The following is a 16692-nucleotide window of genomic DNA, read 5'->3' as shown; positions in this document are numbered from 1 at the left end:
ATCGTATTTAAAAAGTAGCTATGGTTAGTGACGCAGACGAGATGCTCAGCATAATCGTTTAAAAAGAAAAGTTCCCTTCATATATTAGACCCGGAAGTTTTAAAGAGCATGGGTTTGCAGGTTAACTACACCTAATGCATGGTCATTTTGTCGGTTCATTTTTATAAATATAGCTTTCTGCCATTTTGAAATCTCTTTTTAATACAGTTCAATCAAACCCTTCATCGTTTACCGGCTCTTCCGGCGCGTTCCACGAGTTCACTGTTTTTTTCTTCAACACGCCGTTTTCCAAAGGTATCCGGCTTGTTCAGACGCCGAAAGAATTGCCATTCTGTTCCTGAAAACAGGCATCACATCGTCCTTTATCATGCCGCTGACTTGCTCAGAAATGTCTTGAACCGCTTCCTCCGGACAATGGCCTGTTGCTGCTCATCTGTACCCATTGGCTTCCGTCCCGGCGGCATATGGCGTACGATTCGCTCTATTTCACATCAATCTGTCTATCAATCAATGGTTGCATCAGCGCCCTGATGAATCTGCATAAACTTCGGAAGAATGATCATGTAAAATAGGGCGACGGCAATGAGGCTGCCTCCGACGAGCCAATAAAGGCTTTCAAGCGCGATAAAAGCGGGATAAAGCCACGCGATGAAAAGAAGTGTCAGCGACTGTGAAAGCATCATGATCGGGTTAATCCAGCCCTGTACTCTCCCCATCATTTTCGGGTTAACGATACTCGGTATCCATCCGCCAATTGCGACATTGATACTAGGAAGCGAAAGGGCTATAAAGCCGGAGGCGATCATATACAGCCAAATCTCTCCGGCCAAGGAGGCAAAAATCGTGGCGCTGCCGGAAACAATCAGCGCCAACATCAACAAATGGTGAAGCTTCAGTTTTTGAGAAAGAATAGCGGCGGTTATGCTGCCGAGCAAAAAACCTGCACCGAAAACGATGCCGAGCAAAATCGACATTTCCTCATAGTTTCGCGGGGCAAGCTTATATTTTAAGATAAACACCTGCATGACTGAAAGGCCTCCGTTTACGACCCCGAAAAGGCTGAACCCGGAAACGAGGGCAAAGAGCAATTTATGGCCTACAATATAGCTGAAGCCGACCTTAAAATCTTTCCATACACCTCTGACATTTAAGTCTCTGATCGAATGCTTTCCGTTCGGCATGCGTACTTCCTTGGATATCCGGCAGGCTTGAATGAGCAGCCCGCTAATCACAAAGCTGGCGGTATCAACGAGAACAGCGCCTTCTACTCCAAGCGTCCAATAGCAAAAGACGCCAAGCCCGTTGCCGAACAGCATAAATAAACTGGCAACCATCTGATTCAGGCCGACGGCCACCGAATATTCATTTTCGGTTAGTATTCCTTGTATAAGGGAAGTTTGAGCAGGATTGAAAAAGCTCTTTACAGCGTTTCTGAAAAATAAGACAGCAAATATAAGCGGCATCCATTCAACATAGAGGGATAACAATAATAAAAATGACAATCCGGCACAGATCCAGTCGCAGCTCTTGGCGATTTTTTGCCGGTCAAACTTATCGGCGAAAACACCTACAAGAAAAAATACGGCCAAAGTCGGCAAAGACAGCATAAGCTCGGTAATTGTCGCATATGCCGGCTGCTGCGAAAAACGGTCAAGGAGGTAGAACAGGAGTGCAGTCAGCCCAATGATTCCTCCCATTTGCGAGGTGAAAGATGCCAAAAACAGCAGTGCATAATTTTTATTTTGAAAGATGGAAAACATTTTTTGCATAGAGGCCCCCTAATAGTATGTAAATTTTTTCAGACAGGCGGAACTGATTGTTATTTCAAAAAAAATTTCGTGCATCGATTTGCCGTTTCATTTCTACTTACCGAGGCTTTTCTTCTACTGTTTTAAACATACGGCATCCCCGCTTTCCATTTTCTTTCCCAAGCAAAATGAAAGCGGCGTTGTTGCATATCCCCTCCCCGATTTACAAAGTATTTAAAAAAATGAAAATAATTCTAGGTTTTTAGATTCGTTTCAATTCAAAAATATCCTCTCTTAGATTTGATTTTTTACAAAATGCTATAAATTAAAAAGCTTCCGGCATGCATTCTGTCCTGCGTCAGGTGTTTCTCCTGACGCAGGACATGTGGGCATTCCGAAAGCTGATAGACTAGTCGGTAAAACCGTTATCAAGCACTTCAATTAAAGAAGACGTCATTTTGGCGTGATTTTTTGTGCGCTCTACCAATTTGATGACGTTTTGATAGGATTGCTGTGCACCGAGCACCAATAAAGGGACCCCGATGAAATCGATCTTCAGTCTCCTTGAGAACAAGCCCCCGAAGGTCATGGTCACCGGCACGGTAGGGGATGTGTTTGAAAAGATCACTTTCTCGTTTAGCGTCCCGTTTTTTTCAAACATCTTCAGAATTCCGAGCATTGCCGGAATAACGGCTTTTGATGACCCCCTGCCGATGGTGTATACTTTGCTTCCTTCTTCATCAAGGCCGTGAAAAACGAGTTTTCCCATTTCTTTTGGACTTAATTGATTAAAGGCATCGGTATTTAAAATTTCGTCTTTGGTCGGCTTTCTGCCGAACGGAAGTTTTTTAAGATGATAGGCGGCTGCGAGGGCTGATGAATGGGTGCCGCCGTAGCAATTATAAATATAGATCAACAACTTCACCTCTAACCTGACGTCTTTCTTTTAATGTGCGACAAACATTCCGTTCTTATTTATATCTTTCATTCAGCACCTCTTTTATGGCATCGACATATTTAGTAAACACTTTATTGTAGGATTTTGCCCTCGTCACCAGTCCGAATCGCGAAAAAAAAGCCTCCCGTTGAGGGGTGCTGATCTCCAATTGAATGCTCTTGCCTGTTTTGCACAGATTATTCAGATTATCCGGGTCCGTTCCTGAAAGACGGTGGCTTTGATCCACCAGTTCAGCAGAAAACCCTTGCTCAGACAGCGCATCGACGATCGCTTGTCCGACTTCTGTGTCCGTTCCTCCCACAATCGTGTGCTTTTCGGTATCACTATACCCATGAATCGCTAACACATAGCTGTGCTCACTGATTTTTTCCAATGCTGTCGGTTCATCAAAATGACTGCTTGTAATGTGCAGATCCCAATTATTCGAGGGTTTAATTCCTTCGAACAAATACGTTGAATACTCTTCGCCGAAGGCGCGCACCAGTTCGCTGACTCCCCCTTCGATGCCGCCGCCGTGCGGAGATAAGACCAGAAGATCAGTGCCCATGTCCGTATATTCAATCCTGTAATCCTCGCCTTCCACTTCGTTCTCTGCCAACTCCGCAAAATTCGCGTACTTATCGCCTGAAGCCATGATCGGACATTGCCATAAGACTGCAATATACACTGCCGTGATCAACGATATGATACATCGTTTTTTCATCAACTGGTTCCCTTCTTCCTGTTCCTTCGCGTTAATATGCTGCCCATCATCCTCTTTATTTAATTGGTAAAAAATTACTTTTTCTATTCGCTCATCTGCTATTTTATATAACAAGAACTATAGCGTGAAAGCGACCTTTACCTTATTTTTCACAGGGTTCCCTCACGTGTTTCCAGAGGCACGGAAACTCGCTTTGAATATTGTTTTTATAACGATCGCCTTACACTGCCCAAGTGCCTTCAGATCACGGGAAGGTAAAAGTATGAACAAGACCTTGAGGCCAAAATTTCCAAGAGGGACAAAGTCTCCCTGCTTTTATATGAATTTTTACGCCGTCGATTTTGTAAAAGCGGGAATAGCTGACCATACAAAAGAAGAATAGAAAGCGTTATCAAAAAAAAAGAACAGACTCGCTTTAAGCAAATCTGTTCCTTTTCGTAAAAAACCGGTCTTCCTTATTTTTTATAAAAAGCACCGCGGCCTATTTTTTCGACAATGGCCGGACACAGCTGATAGAGCTTGCTGACTCCGCTCATCCAGACGGGCAGATTGATTTCGCGCTTGTTCGTCAGCATAATGGAGACGATTTTCTTTGCCACTTGATCAGGATCGAGCATCCATTTGCCGATGCTTTTGACGTAATCTCCCGTTTTATCGGCGGCATTGAAAAAATCGGTTTTGATCGGTCCGGGATTTACCGTTGTCACATTGACTCCTGTTTCGGCAAGCTCCATTCTCAGACTGTTGGAAAACCCGAGAACGGCATGCTTTGTGGCGGCATACAGGCTCGACTTCGGCGTTGAAATTTTGCCGGCTTGTGAAGCAATGTTGATAATGTGGCCGCTGTTTTGCGCGGTCATATGGGGCAGCGCCATTTTCGTGCAGGCGATCAGCCCGAAGACATTGACTTCAAACATCGATTTCATGTCTTCAAGAGACGCTTCAAGGGCAGACTCAAAAATTCCAAAACCTGCATTGTTGACAAGAACGTCGATCGGCCCGGCCGCTTTAAAAACCGATTCGATTTCCTCTGTCCGGCTGACATCCAATACAAAAGTGCGGCACGATGCCCCAAGATCGGAAATGATTTTTTCCCGCACCGTCTGAAGGCGTGCTTTACTGCGGGCAGCGAGAATCACCTGGGCCCCCTCTGTTGCCGAAAAATAAGCGATCCGTTCGCCGAGCCCTCCGGATGCACCTGTAATGAAAATATTTTTGCCTTTCAATCTGTCTGTCATTTTTCCACCTGCTTTATTGTATAGTAAACGATGCCGTCAGTTTCGCCGCTTGTAATGACTCCGCGCGTTTCCAAATCATCGAGTTGCCCGACAGTTTCAGACATTGTCAAAAACAGCTCTTTTTCGTATACGGCGGGAAACAGCTTCCTGCATATTTCAAATGCGGTGTGAGGGCTATCCGCTATCATGCGGTGCACCTCGCTTGCCCTGTTCCGCTGTTTTTCCAGGCGTCTTTTGATCAGCTCCCGTATGGCGGTTATGCTTTCGCCGTGACCCGGAAAGACAACCGAGAGCGGCAGATCAAGCAGCCGTTCAAGTGAAGCAAGATAATCGAGCAGCGGAGCCGGACGCTTTTCCCCTTTTTGCGGCATTTCCAATAAAGGATTTGAGGAAGACGGCTTTAAGAGTAAATCTCCGCCGAGCATCCTTCCGCTTTTTTCATGATAAAGCGCGATATGTGACGAAGCATGTCCAGGCGTCTCAAGCACCTTCCACCCTTCAAGTCCGTCGATCCGGCTGCCTTCTGTCACCGCCTTTGTCAATGAACGTTTGCATGACAGGCGATAAGACCGCTTTACCGTAAGACTTACCGATTCCATGTCGGCGGGGACGCCGAACCGTTTGAACAAATATGTAAAAAACGTTTGCTGTTTTTCGATAAAAACAGGGTCCTGGCTGATATACGGCTCATTGAACGGATGGCCGATAACGGCTGTATCTTTAGGAAATTCATCAAGCAATCCGGCATGGTCTGCATGATGGTGAGTCAGAACAACCTGGTCAATATCCTCCAGGGTCAGGTTCAATTCAAGAAGCTTGCGTTTTAAAACAGCGGCTGCTTCCCTTGTTTTCGGACCGGCATCGATCAATGTCAGCGCTTCTCCTTTTAGCAAATAAACATTGACGTCTCCGACCGCAAACGGAGTCGGTATCGAAATGGGAATGATCTTTTCATCTTTCATTACGTTTTTCTCCTCATCCAGCAAAATAATGTTGATCATATTTTACCGTTTTCTCCGGTGCGTGTCATTTTTGCCAAAATGCCTGTTGACACAGGCTTGTTCTCCGTAGCATAATGAACAACAAATAAATGATCGATCATTTTAAATGATTAAAGACGCGATGAAGAGGAATAGTAAACAGGTAATGGCGAAAAGAGAGTGAAATTCCAGGCTGAAAAATTTCACAGCCCGCTTTCCTGTTGAACCTGCCCTCAGAGCGCTTAGGCAAACCTAACGTTTCCCTCGTTACGGGTCAAGAGCTGAGCATGCTGAATGCTAATGTAGGTGGTACCGCGAAACCTTTTCGTCCTATAAGATGACGGAAGGTTTTTTTGTTTTTCTAGAAGGAGGAATGATGAAATGAAACATATAGGCTTTATCGGAGCCGGTTCAATGGCGGAGGCGATGATCAAGGGACTTGTCAAAAGCGGTGAGGTTGAACCCGGACAAATTATCGCGACAAATCACTCCAACAGAGCCCGGCTCAAGGAGCTTCAAGAAGCATACGGGATTCGCACCGAACCTGATACGGAGAAGGTCGCGGAAGCGTCCGACACGATCGTTTTAGCGATAAAACCGAAAGATGCCCAAACCGTCATCACTGAAATCGGGCCTTATTTACAAAAGGAGAAGCTTGTGGTTTCGATACTTGCCGGCATTCCGATCGATACGATTCAACACTACGCCGGAGGGGAATTGCCTGTTGTCAGAGCGATGCCGAATACGTCCGCTTCGATCCAAAAATCGGCGACAGCCTTTGCGGCCGGGCGGCTCGTGACAGAAGCCCAGATTCGTGAAGTGACCGGCCTTTTTCAAACGATCGGCAGCGTCACGGCTGTTGAAGAATCCGCGCTTGATGCCGTGACAGCGGTGGCGGGCAGCGGCCCGGCATTTGTGTATCGGTTTGTCGAGGCGCTCCATGCATCAGCCCTTGAATTGGGTCTCGACGAATCAACGGCGAAACGGCTGATCACCGATATGATGTCGGGTGCTGCGAAAATGCTTGAAACCGGAAAGGATCCATCTTTGATGAGAAGGGAAATCACAAGCCCGAACGGCACGACCGAAGCCGGACTCCACGTTCTCGATAAGCTTGAATTTGAAAAAACGGTAGCCGCCTGTGTCAAAGAAGCGGCAAAACGGTCCGCTGAGATCAGAGACGAATTTACTGCCAATGTATAAAAGCCGGAGGCCGATGTGATCTGCACCCTGTCAAGTAGACAGTGGAAATAACTAAAACACACTAGACGGCTTTAGCCCTGTATTCCACTGGGCTGAGGCCGTTTAGTTTTTCTTGTAGACGATCGTGGTTGTAAAAGTGGATATATTCATCAATTGCGCTTTGAAGTGCCTCAAATGTCTCGTACGAATTCCGTCTGTATTTCTCGCATTTTAATTTCCCCCAAAACGACTCAATGGGGCCGTTATCAATACAGCGGCCGACGCGGGACATACTCTGTGTCATATTTGCGTTTTCAATCATCCTTCTAAACTGGTGGGACGTGTATTGAAAACCTCTGTCGCTGTGAAGGAGAGGACGTGCGTTTGGGGCTGCCTCAAGCGCTTGGTTCAAGGTTTTAAACACAAGGGCGTTATTATTGGATTTCCCCAGCACATAAGACACGACCATTCCCTCATGAAGATCTAAAATGGCACTGAGGTACGCTTTCCGATGGCCGTATTTTAGCTCTGTCACATCAGTCACCCATTTTTGATTTGGTTTGTCCGCTTTAAACTCTCGATTCAGGATATTTTCGGACACATGTTGAGGCGTCGCTTTGCCGTAACGTTTTTTCTTCCGCCGAATGACACACTCCAGCTTGGCAATTTTCATCAGCCGATAGATGCGCTTATGATTGAGGCGCTCTTTAAAGCGGCGGTTCATGTTTAAGGTCATTCTGCGGTATCCGTAGATACCGCCAATTTGTTCGTGAAGTAGCGCCATTTTGGCGATAATCTTTTCATTCTGTTTTTCTCTCGCTGAAGGTACTCGGCTCCTCCATTTGTAATACCCCTGGCGCGAAACTTCGGCAATCTCACATAACATTTGGACAGAAAAGCCTTCTTTTCGATTCAGCTCTAAAATGGCGAGATATCGATCTTCGTACCGAACCTGACTTAGAACCGCCTCCTTTTGATCTCTTCCAACTTTTTTAAGAACGCATTCTCTGCGCGCAAACGCTCATTTTCCTGTTCCAGCCGTTTGTTTTCCCGTTGAATTTTTTCTTCAGGTGTCAGTTCTTCTTCGGTTTTGCGTTTCCCTCGGTTGTCTTTTAAGGCCTCTTCTCCGCCTTCTTGATACTTTTTCACCCATTGATACACCTGTTGGTAGGAGACTTGATGAATCTCCATTGATCTGGCGTAGTCCTTTCCATGAGCTAGACAATCCTTCGCAATCTCAATCCGTTCTTCCAATGAAACGTTCTTCCGTTTGGTCATCAAACGATTCCTTCCTCTCCCGCTGTCTTTTAACGTTTTATGACCATTATAAAGCTCAACCCACTTCATGAGTACGGATTTACTGGAAATCTTATATTTTCTCGAGATTTCTCTTTGAGAGTAGCGTCCGGATAAGAAGTCTTTCACGGCATTGTATTTTAATTCTGCGGGATAGAACTTATGGCGCTTTGAACGTTCCAAACTCTCCACACCCGCCATATCATGCGATGTTCTCCATTCACGAATTGTTTCGGCATGAATGTCATATTTTTCTGCAATCTCATTCACCGAATTATTCTCCTGATCACATTCTGATAGAATATTCAATTTTTCCTTTTTTGAAAACCATTTTCCAGCCATGAAAAAACTCCCCCAAGGCAAACAGATTTTTTTATTTCATCTGTCTACCTTTAGGGGAGCATATCAATGGTCGGTCCGGCTTTTTTGCCTTCCTGCGCTTTTTTATGCCAGCAATCTGTGAATCGCAAACTGGAGCAAATCCGGCAGCGTTCCGAATGAAAACGGAACATGAAGGCGCTCCGTCCACTTATGTGGATCTTTTCCGACAGGTCCGATATTGATAACAGGTACATAAAGCGTGTTTTCCGCACCGCTTGGAAGAAAATAGCCCTTGTCAAAAAGCGGCATGTTGGCTGTAAAAGCATCGACCGACTGCTTTTGCAGCTGAAGATAGCTTAAATCGGAGAGACCGGGAAAATACTGAATTTCTTCAAACTCGAGACCGTACCGGCTGCCGGCATACTGTGCCACATCGCTGACCGTCTTCCGAATGAGCGGTTCGTCTTTTGAAGAGACGGCCGGATAAAAAGGAGGACTGTAAAACAGGACGATCACCGGTGCGTCTTCTTTGCAAAGCGAGGCCAGTTCAGACACGATTTTTGTTGAAAAATCACGGTCTTCCATCTCTCCCCTGTTTGCTAACGCAAAGTTGAGGATACGCTCCGCTTCCTCTTTTCCGGCTTTTTCTTTCGCCCTGTTCCACAGTTCCTCAAAGGTCAGGACACTGATGTTGCGCTCAATTGGCGTGAAGGCATCAAAACGCTGATAATCACGGGTTTTATATTCAATATTGATTTTAATGTTGACAGCCGCTTTTTTCGCGGTGTCCAGCAGCATGCTGTGCAGCTCTGCCGCAGATCTCTTCATCATCAGAACGTTAAACATCGAAACCGCGGCATGCGGAGTCTGCACGGAGTAGGCTTCCTTCAAATCCTTTTGCATCAGATTGACCGGCGGCGGCGTGACCTCTCCGTCAACCTCCTCGCAATAGCCGACATTCAATTCGAGGAGCCGGTTGATTTCCGACACCATGAGGTTCGCGTTCAAACCGGAAAACGGCTCGCCCACATGAGTCTCAATCCCTTTGCAGAAAAAGCCGGCAAGCGCTTTGCCGATGCTGCCCGAATATACGTACAGCTTCGAATCCCCGGGGTATTTTTCAAACATCGGTTCGCAATTTAAACAGGCTGTAAATTCGAGATCGAACTCCTTTTCCCACGCTTTTAAGGCCGGAACCGCTTCAATCATTCCCTGTGAATTGACTTCTTCATCAGGTACTGAGACCAAAAGAAGATTCCCGTCAAATTCGCCGTTCATCGCCCGTTCAAGCACCGAAAATTGAACCGCAAGGCCCGCTTTCATGTCCATGCTGCCTCTTCCGAACACCCATTCGCCGCTTTCCAAATCCTGTTTTGCCCGATCAGGCAGCAGCTCTTTTTTGGCAGCTAAGGAATCCATCAGTTCAAGCGGTCTGCACGCCAGTTGTTTAAATTCGCCGTAGTCTGCTGTATCTACGACATCAAAATGGCTGAGCAGCAGCACCGTCTTTTTTGCCGCGGGCTTTTGAACGAGCGCCATCACAACATAACGGCCGTCTTTCATCTGATGAAGCTTCACATGTTCGGGATGCTTTTGAAAATAGGAGCGGTCTTTTAGTAAATGGTACATATATTCAGCAAGCGCCACTTCCCCGCCCGTACCTGATATGCTTTCGTATTGAATGAAGGAAATCAGCAGCTGTTTCAATTCTTCCTCGGTCTGCCATGTCACAACGTAGCCCCCTTGATTATGTATTGTGCAGCGCGATTTTACAAAAAAACGAATATAACTTCATTTTACTGAAGATTTTATATTTGAAAACAGCTTGAGCAGTTTATATGACGAGAATGGTCATAATTGGTATAATCGATTCGAAAACTTACGGGAGGCGAAAAAAATTGAGTAATCGAAAATTGTTTACACCCTGGAGCTTAAAAGGAGTTACACTAAAAAACCGCATTGTCATGTCACCGATGTGCATGTACTCCTCCCATGAAAAGGATGGAAAGGTTCAGCCTTTTCATATGACCCATTACGTATCCCGCGCTGTCGGACAAGTCGGGCTGATTATGGTCGAAGCAACGGCCGTCACGCCGCAGGGAAGAATTTCCGATCAGGATTTGGGAATTTGGGATGACGCACACGTCGAAGGCCTGGCGGCTTTAACGTCGCAAATTAAGCCTTACGGCAGCAAAACGGCCATTCAATTGGCGCATGCCGGAAGAAAAGCCGAAGTAGAAGGCACGATCTACGGCCCTTCAGCGGTTCCTTTTGACGAAAATTCACGGACGCCCGCCGAAATGACAAAAGAAGACATCAAAGAAACGGTACAGGCTTTCAAAAAAGGCGCTGAGCGGGCGAAAGCAGCCGGCTTTGACATCATCGAAATTCACGGTGCCCACGGCTATTTGATCAACGAATTTTTATCACCGCTTTCCAACCGCCGCGAAGATGAGTACGGCGGATCGCCGGAAAACCGCTACCGCCTGCTCCGCGAAGTGATCGACGCAGTAAAAGAAGTGTGGGACGGTCCTTTATTTGTGCGGGTTTCGGCTTCTGATTATACAGAAAACGGACTCGATGTCTCTGACTATGTCGTGTTTGCCAAATGGATGAAAGAGCAAGGCGTTGACTTGATTGACGTCAGCTCAGGTGCAGTCGTACCCGCTGACATCAAAGTCTTCCCTGGCTACCAAGTAAGCTTTGCCGATACGATCCGTGCTCAAGCCGATATCCAAACAGGTGCGGTCGGATTAATTACAAACGGCTTGCAGGCTGAGGAAATCCTTCAAAACGGAAGGGCCGATTTGATCTTTGTCGCAAGAGAGCTGCTGAGAGATCCATACTGGCCAAAAACGGCTGCAAAACAGCTGAATACAACAATCGAAGGCCCTGTTCAATACGATAGAGCCTGGTAAGTTTCAGAAATACCCCTCATGTTCGGGGGTATTTCTTTTTTTTTTTCGAGAAACGTTCCCCCGTATTCATCCGTCTTCCCTAATAGAACACCATATATAGAGAGAGGATGACCTCCATGAGTTCAGATATTGCAGAAAGAACATATACGGTTGAAGGGTGTACGTTTTATACGAAACATAGACAAGGAAAGACAGACGCAACGATTATTTTTGAAGCCGGCTACGGTTTTTCTTCAGATACGTGGGAGCCGATTTTGCCCGATATAGACGAAGAGCTGGGCCTTTTTGTATACGACCGCGCCGGTCTCGGAAAAAGCGGGCCCGCCCGAGAAACAAGAACGGCTGACCAGATAGTGAAGGAATTAAAAGCGCTGCTTCAGGCAGCCGGTGTAAAACCACCTTATGTCTTCGTCGCTCACTCGTTCGGCGCCGTCATCGCCAGGTTGTTTGCAAGCCGGTACAAAGGCGACATCATCGGCATGGTGCTGCTTGACCCCGCTTGTGAAGACCAGGAGCAAAATGTGCTCCCGCTTTTGCCGAAGGATGCGCAGGACGACTATTTCAGTCAGTTTTCACTCGAGGCTTCCCACGGAGAGTTTATCCAAAGCCTGAATATGCTGAAACAGGAGCAAAAACATTTAGGGGCAGTTCCTTTGCTTGTGCTCTCCTCGGGAAAATGCTCGGAATCTTTCAAAAAAGCGCATCATGAATGGCTGAAGCTTCACGGCAGACTGCTTTCTTTATCACGTCAAAGCGGCTGGATTCAGGCCAAAAACAGCTCCCACCTGATCCACCATGATGAACCGCATATCGTCCAGCTTGCGATATATGATGTATGGTATGCCGCCCGAAAGCAGCACAGCTATGCATATCAAACCGCCAACTAAAGAAAAACCAGCAAGCCTTAACGGCCTGCTGGTTTCAGACCGTTGACAAAACAGGTCGGATTTTAAAAATCCGACCTGTTTTTGTCCATTTTATTCTATTATTTCGATCAGAAGGCTGGCGATTAGGACCCTTCCAGGTCCAATTCGCCAGCTTTTTCAGATTCATGGCAGCGAAAACAAGCATCGCCTGCATGGACAATTTTTTCTTTCCCCGTAGGGTTGTCCAGCGCAGGCCATGCTTATGTTTTAAATCGGCAAAAACTCGCTCGATCGTCTCTTTACGTTTGGCATAGATTTGTTTATTCTCTTCCGTATGCCGAAGATGATCAGCTTCGTCTAAATGATCCTGCCAGATATGTCTGTGAATCATCTTTCGATGATCTCTACTTTCTGTACATGTATGTAGTAATGGACATTGTTTACATCGTTTTGGATCTGAAGCATACTCTCGATAACCTTGCCGATTGGTTGTGCGATAGGAGAGAATATGGTCTTGCGGGCAGATATAGACATCATAAAATTCATCGTAAACATACTCGTGTTTTCTCATGAATCCTTTTTTGGTTTGCGGACGCGTGTAAGGCATAACAGGGCGAACGTTTTCTTCATGAAGAAATTTTGCGATAACCGGTGTTTTGTATCCGGCATCAACTGCGACCGTATGAGGCTTGGCAACGCGCTCTTTTACTTGTTGAAACAGCGACGCGAACACTTGGCTGTCATGGATATTGGCAGGCTCAACAACCGTTCCCAGCACAAATCCGTTCCGATCACAAGCTGTATGAAATCCATAGGCAAAAAGACGTTCTCGTTCGCCTTTGACAAAATATCCGCTCTCAGGATCAGTTGTACTTTCCTTTACTTCTCGTTCCTCTAAGCATCGCCTGGGCTTTAAGGGCTTTTTTCCGTTCGCTTCGCGATCGGCATTAATTTCTTGATCTAGCTGCTCCTGATAAGCTCTTGTTTCTTTTCTTACGATCTTTTTCACAAACTTTTTCTTATTGGCATTCGCTTTGACATGTGTGCTGTCGATGAAGGCGACCGAAGGATCGACGAGGCCGAGATCCATGGCTTGACGTAAAATCTTATAGAAGATTGTTTCAAATAGGTCTGTGTCATGAAAGCGACGTTCATAGTTTTTACTGAAGGTTGAAAAATGAGGGATTTTTTCAGAGAATCCATATCCAATAAACCAGCGATAGGCTACATCAGTTTCGATTCGCTTAATGGTTTCGCGCATGGAGCGATGACCAAACACGTATTGAATGAGCACCATTTTAATCAGTACAACAGGATCAATACTTGGACGCCCTTTTGAAGAATAAAGAGGGGCAACTTTTTCATAAATAAATGAAAAATCAATGGCTTCTTCCATCTTCCTGACCAAATGGTCTTCAGGTACAAGCTCACTTAAGGCAAAGACTTCAAGCTGTTCACGCTGATCTTTAGAGTGTTTGGTCAACATGGTAAAACCTCCAAAAATTAGATTCCACACACATTTTAACAAAAAAAGCTTGTCGATCAAGCCACTTTTTTTGTGACTTTGTCGACAAGCTGAAACCAGCAAGCCTTAACGGCCTGCTGGTTTATTTTGTTTCGCGGTGAATCGTGTATTTTTTCAGGCGCGGAGAATATTTTTTCAATTCAAGCCGGTCCGGATTCGTCCGTTTGTTCTTTGTTGTGATATAGTTTCGATCACCTGTTTCGGTGCAAGCAAGCGTGATTTTCACTCTCATATTGATCCTCCTTGTAAATCGAAATAATTACGCTTTATTATACAGCATCTTTCATCCGTGTCAACAAAAAGCTTCCCGCGCCTCGTTGGGCCGGGAAGCTTTTTGTTATCTCCGCTTCACTTCATATTCGTAAAAATCATAGGCAGCCGTGCTGTTCGGGAAGATTTCCTTCGCTTCGTTTATCAATTCATTCACGCTCTCGCCTTGATACCGTGCGCTGATATGGGTTAGAATCAGCTTCTCCGCCCCGGCTTCTTTCGCCGTTTCAGCAGCTTGTTCAGTCGTGCTGTGGTAATAATCGCCGGCAAGCTCCCGGTCGCCTCCTGCAAATGTCGCTTCATGAACGAGGACATCTGCATTTTCCGCCAGCACCTTCACGTTCTCGCATTTCCTCGTATCACCGGAAATGGCAATAATCCGCCCCTTTTTCGGAGGGCCGATAAAGTCGGAACCATTGACCGTACGGCCGTCTTCCAATGTCACCGTTTCCCCTTTTTTCAGCTTTTGATAAACAGGTCCGGGTGAAATTCCGATCTCTTTTAAAGCCTCTGCATCGAGCGCTCCCTGAACATCCTTCTCCTCCACCCTGTAGCCGAAAGCCGGAATTCCGTGAACAACGCGTTTAGCCGTGACGATGAACTGGTCATCCTCGAATACCGTCCCCTCTTCGATCTCTTCAATGACTAAAGGATACGTCAAATGCGTTCCTGTTGCCTCAAGCGCGGTTTCGAGGAATGCTTTGATTCCTTTTGGCCCGTAGACGGTGAGACAGCTTTCCCCGCCTTGAAAAGAGCGGCTGCTGACGAGCCCCGGAAGGCCGTATACATGGTCTCCGTGCAGGTGGGTGATAAAGATTTTTTCGATTTTTCCGGGTTTAATCGATGTATGTAAAATTTGATGCTGTGTGGCTTCCCCGCAATCAAACAGCCAGACAGACCGCCTTTCTTCTAAAAGCTTGAGCGCAATGGACGTAACATTCCGCGTTTTCGCCGGAATGCCTGCTCCCGTTCCTAAAAATAATAATTCCAATGTCGTTCCTCCTGTAACTGATCAAACATGATATATGTACAAGCATACAGGAAGTCTGAAAAAAAAGAAATGGAGGCGTTTATGATATGGTGTAAGGAAAATTTCCCGGCTTTTCGAAAGCAAATGGTCTCAAATGTTTGCTTTAAGGAACTATTAGCTTTAAAATGAAGAAAATAAACTTATGCTTCGAGTAAAGTGAGGTACGTTTAGTTGAAAAAAGAACACATTGAACCAAAAGCTGTAATCGTTATATTTGGCGCAACAGGGGATTTGGCAAAACGAAAGCTTTACCCGTCTATTCACAGGCTTTACGAAAACGGCCAAATCGGCCGCGAATTCGCTGTCGTCGGGGTAGGCAGACGGCCTTGGACAAACGAGGACTTGCGGAGCACCGTCCAGCAATCGATTTCAAAATTTCCGTTAAATGAGAAGGATGTTGAGGAGTTTACGTCCCACTTTTACTACCATCCGTTCGATGTCACAAATCCAGGCTCATACAGAGAGCTGAACGGGCTGATTGAAAAGCTTGAGCATACATATGATATCCCGAATAACCGGATGTTTTATTTGGCGATGGCTCCCGAATTTTTCGGAACGATTGCCAAGTTTTTAAAATCGGAGGGCGTCACATCGACAAACGGCTGGTCCCGGCTCGTCATCGAGAAGCCGTTCGGCCATGATCTGCCGAGTGCAAAAGCGCTCAACCAGGAGATTCGCGAAGCCTTTTCAGAGGATCAAATCTATCGGATCGACCACTATTTAGGAAAGCAGATGGTCCAAAATATCGAGGTTATCCGGTTTGCCAACGCGATATTTGAACCGCTTTGGACAAACCGCTACATTTCCAACATTCAAATCACCTCAAGCGAGGAATTAGGCGTTGAAGACCGCGCAAGGTATTACGAAACGTCGGGCGCCCTCAGGGACATGGTTCAAAACCATATTCTGCAAATGGTCGCGTTGCTTGCGATGGAGCCGCCGATCAAGCTGAACACCGAGGAGATCCGCAGTGAAAAGGTCAAGGTGCTCAGAGCGATGCGGCCGATTCAAAAAGACGAAGTCGACCAATATTTTGTCCGCGGTCAATATGACGCCGGCGTCATAGATGATCAGCCGGTTCCCGCCTATCGCGATGAGCAGAACGTTGCAGAAGATTCGAACACGGAAACATTCGTTGCCGGAAAACTTTTGATCGACAACTTCCGCTGGGCCGGAGTACCGTTTTATATCAGGACGGGCAAACGGATGAAGAAAAAATCGACACAGATCGTCGTCCAATTTAAAGACATTCCGATGAATCTGTATTACGGAAACGGCAATACGATGCATCCGAACCTTCTGGTGATTCACATCCAGCCTGATGAAGGCATCACCCTTCACCTAAACGCGAGAAAACTCGGCGGCGGCACATTTGCCCAACCGATCAAGCTGGACTATTGCCACAACTGCGGCGACGGCATCAACACGCCTGAAGCTTACGAAAAGCTGATTCTCGACTGCCTGCACGGTGACGCGACAAACTTTGCCCACTGGGATGAAGTGGCTCTTTCCTGGAGCTTTGTCGACGAGATTTCGCGATACTGGGAAGAGAACAAAACATTGTCACCGAACTATGAAGCGGGCTCAATGGGACCGAAAGCCGCTGACGACCTGCTCGCAAAAGACGGTTTTCATTGGTGGCCGATCTAATATTCAT

General features: G+C 46.3%; 14 protein-coding genes and 1 other annotated feature. Of the genes, 4 read left to right on the top strand and 10 right to left on the bottom strand.

From position 1 onward, the window contains the following. Nucleotides 1-503 precede the first annotated feature (503 nt). The 5 genes from MHB78_RS10220 to MHB78_RS10200 all read right to left on the bottom strand — a co-directional run bounded on the left by MHB78_RS10220 (nucleotide 504) and on the right by MHB78_RS10200 (nucleotide 5609). A complete protein-coding gene (locus tag MHB78_RS10220) occupies nucleotides 504-1769 on the bottom strand; it encodes an MFS transporter (protein ID WP_046132401.1) in 1266 nt (421 codons plus the stop codon). A gap of 388 nt (nucleotides 1770-2157) precedes the next feature. After that, entirely contained in the window at nucleotides 2158-2664 is a 507-nt protein-coding gene (locus MHB78_RS10215; protein ID WP_046132402.1) for a DUF3189 family protein, read from the bottom strand. A 55-nt stretch (nucleotides 2665-2719) separates the two neighbouring features. Next, on the bottom strand, nucleotides 2720-3409 hold the full coding sequence (locus MHB78_RS10210) for a poly-gamma-glutamate hydrolase family protein (protein WP_046132405.1): 690 nt from the start codon (nucleotides 3407-3409) through the stop codon (nucleotides 2720-2722). 455 nt (nucleotides 3410-3864) lie between these two features. Continuing rightward, nucleotides 3865-4647, bottom strand: a complete 783-nt coding sequence (locus MHB78_RS10205) for an SDR family oxidoreductase (RefSeq protein ID WP_046132403.1) — start codon at nucleotides 4645-4647, stop codon at nucleotides 3865-3867. Beyond that, complete coding sequence (locus MHB78_RS10200; RefSeq protein WP_046132406.1) at nucleotides 4644-5609, bottom strand: MBL fold metallo-hydrolase; 966 nt, start codon at nucleotides 5607-5609, stop codon at nucleotides 4644-4646. Before MHB78_RS10200 ends, MHB78_RS10205 begins: the two co-directional genes overlap by 4 nt. 151 nt (nucleotides 5610-5760) lie before the next feature. Further along, nucleotides 5761-5963 (top strand) — a binding site (T-box leader). A gap of 45 nt (nucleotides 5964-6008) precedes the next feature. On the opposite strand from MHB78_RS10200, the gene proC reads away from it, so the two are divergent. After that, nucleotides 6009-6830 (top strand): pyrroline-5-carboxylate reductase, encoded by an 822-nt coding sequence (proC, locus tag MHB78_RS10195; protein ID WP_046132404.1) that lies wholly within the window; start codon nucleotides 6009-6011, stop codon nucleotides 6828-6830. A gap of 61 nt (nucleotides 6831-6891) precedes the next feature. Here proC and MHB78_RS10190 read toward each other — a convergent pair. Next, a protein-coding gene (locus tag MHB78_RS10190) for an IS3 family transposase (protein ID WP_340033966.1) occupies nucleotides 6892-8447 on the bottom strand; the annotation gives its coding sequence in 2 pieces (ribosomal slippage) (nucleotides 6892-7790 and nucleotides 7790-8447; 1557 coding nt in all). Between the two features lie 102 nt (nucleotides 8448-8549). Beyond that, the gene (locus MHB78_RS10185) at nucleotides 8550-10157 is read right to left on the bottom strand and encodes a M20/M25/M40 family metallo-hydrolase (protein WP_046132368.1); all 1608 of its coding nucleotides are present in this window, start codon (nucleotides 10155-10157) and stop codon (nucleotides 8550-8552) included. 116 nt (nucleotides 10158-10273) lie between these two features. On the opposite strand from MHB78_RS10185, the gene namA reads away from it, so the two are divergent. Together namA and MHB78_RS10175 are read left to right on the top strand one after the other, a co-directional pair. Further along, nucleotides 10274-11344, top strand: a complete 1071-nt coding sequence (gene namA, locus MHB78_RS10180) for an NADPH dehydrogenase NamA (protein ID WP_099047112.1) — start codon at nucleotides 10274-10276, stop codon at nucleotides 11342-11344. Between the two features lie 116 nt (nucleotides 11345-11460). Beyond that, entirely contained in the window at nucleotides 11461-12231 is a 771-nt protein-coding gene (locus tag MHB78_RS10175) for an alpha/beta hydrolase (protein ID WP_046132370.1), read from the top strand. Between the two features lie 34 nt (nucleotides 12232-12265). Here MHB78_RS10175 and MHB78_RS10170 read toward each other — a convergent pair whose 3' ends face one another. The 3 genes from MHB78_RS10170 to rnz form a co-directional block, all read right to left on the bottom strand. Further along, nucleotides 12266-13696 (bottom strand): IS1182 family transposase, encoded by a 1431-nt coding sequence (locus MHB78_RS10170; protein ID WP_065894389.1) that lies wholly within the window; start codon nucleotides 13694-13696, stop codon nucleotides 12266-12268. A 121-nt stretch (nucleotides 13697-13817) separates the two neighbouring features. Then, entirely contained in the window at nucleotides 13818-13967 is a 150-nt protein-coding gene (gene rpmG / locus MHB78_RS10165) for a 50S ribosomal protein L33 (RefSeq protein WP_046132377.1), read from the bottom strand. Nucleotides 13968-14072: 105 nt separating this feature from the next. Next, entirely contained in the window at nucleotides 14073-14996 is a 924-nt protein-coding gene (gene rnz, locus MHB78_RS10160) for a ribonuclease Z (protein WP_046132376.1), read from the bottom strand. Between the two features lie 210 nt (nucleotides 14997-15206). On the opposite strand from rnz, the gene zwf reads away from it, so the two are divergent. Beyond that, nucleotides 15207-16685 (top strand): glucose-6-phosphate dehydrogenase, encoded by a 1479-nt coding sequence (gene zwf, locus MHB78_RS10155; RefSeq protein ID WP_046132375.1) that lies wholly within the window; start codon nucleotides 15207-15209, stop codon nucleotides 16683-16685. Nucleotides 16686-16692: the final 7 nt, after the last annotated feature.

The organism is Bacillus sp. FSL K6-0138, from assembly GCF_037982765.1.
In the GTDB taxonomy this organism is placed as follows: Bacteria; Bacillota; Bacilli; order Bacillales; family Bacillaceae; genus Bacillus; species Bacillus glycinifermentans.
The sequence above is the reverse complement of the archived record's forward strand: the minus strand, read 5'-3'. Positions and strand labels throughout refer to the sequence as shown.